We start from the raw sequence: 1,768 nt of genomic DNA on the forward strand, positions 1-1,768 counted from the left end.
TTTTTCTCTATAATGAATTTATTTATAAAAAACGCAAGTTTTTCAGTGGCTTCGTATAATAGCGGGCCCATGCCTTTTAGTTTTGCTTAATGGAACAACCTATCTAACTTTATAGGGTCACTTCATACCCTACTTAATAGAGTAACATGGCTTTTCCTGTTGTTTGATTAGATCACGGTTTTCTAATCGAACACTTACACAAGTTATAAGATTACGAATACAAATGAGGTTCTTTCAAGCATAACGGTTTAAAGAAGTATATTCATGTTAAAGCTACATTTATAGTTTAACACAGGAATAATTAAGGTTTATAGAATRATATTAAGGTATATAGAATGATATTAAGGTTTCGAAAATAGGAATGATTACAATATTCAATAGTTAATTCTCGTGTAACACATGAATTGTTATCAACATCTTCATACCTCATAATACCGGCTGTATCAGATAACAAGATCTTCTTGTATGTTTTGTTCTATCTGTGAATTAGTCGGTTTAATTTGTTTTAATTTGGATATATTTCTTTGATTAAGTGTTCCAGCCATCATTTCCTTATCGTAGTGCTTCTTTATCCTTTGATTCATTGCTCTAAGTTGTTCTTTCTTTGCTGTTAAATCTTTTAATAAAAAACTGTTATTGCTTTCGTGGTATCTCGTACTTGGAGAATAGAAAGAAAAAGTGAGTTGTCGTAAAAAATGCTAGCCTCAAATGAGACTAGCATTTTTTGCAATCTATAATAGATTGCAAACAGAAATGTTTGAGACAAATGATGATAAGAGGATATTCTCTGCCCTTAAGATGAAAATTAACACAACAAGTGTAATTCGTGCCAATTGCTCATATGTACTTTAACATAAGACAACTTAATATTTATAGAAGAATATTAAGTTGTTAAAAAGAGAAATAATTACACGATGAATTATATTTTATGTTGGCAAATAGATAGTGCCTTTAAAGCATCGACATGACTATGCAAAATAGAACATTATCGTAATGTAAAACAGGAACGGAATTGAATAGAAACCCAAACTTTTCTTGGTGGGCAAGTATGACGGCCTTTATTTATTGATAAATTTTTATAATAAGTACAATTAATGTCAAAATATCACCATATTTTTTGGAGAAAAACATATATTATTTTCTTTAGCAATTAATAGCTAACTAATATAAGAGTGAGGTAAGGCGGAAGTTTAAAATGTTTTTGTGTAAATACAAAGAAGAAACGGCCTTTCGAATAGATTTCTAAATGTGTATAAACGGTTATTAAAAATATGTATTTGATTATCTTTTAGAAATTAATATATTTCAAAAAATATATTTAATGAACATTTATTAAACTATATAAATATAAATTTCAAAAACATATTTCTCTTTTTCTAGCTAGGCAGTAGTACCTAACTATGCATGGAGGTAACCAGTGTTTTTTTTCGCTGTATGCAAGAGTTAAAACAAAGGGGAAAATGTGCTTGCAGTTCAGTTTTTTGTTACATAGTAGCACATATATATTGCAAAATTAAACTGGATTTATATCGCATTGTTAAGCAGTATGCATTAAATTGTGAATTTATGGAGTGAGTAGTATGTTACAGTATATTAATTCAATTGATATAAGATATACCTGTCATTTAATCTATCAAACCTTTAAAATACCTATTCGTTTTCTAGATAAAGATAAAAATATTGTATACGAATGTTCATCTAAAAATATGTTTAGTCCTTTCCTTGCTTCCAAAGAGGTTCAGTTAAATGAATTGCTTAACGATAATAT

General features: G+C 28.4%; 1 pseudogene. It reads left to right on the forward strand.

Annotation, left to right across the window (positions count from 1 at the left end):
* Positions 1-1,580: 1,580 nt before the first annotated feature.
* Positions 1,581-1,768, forward strand: a pseudogene (locus AC1DTM_RS25135) (AraC family transcriptional regulator); the annotation flags it as partial.

It is taken from the genome of Bacillus sp. P4_D3 (assembly GCF_056401855.1).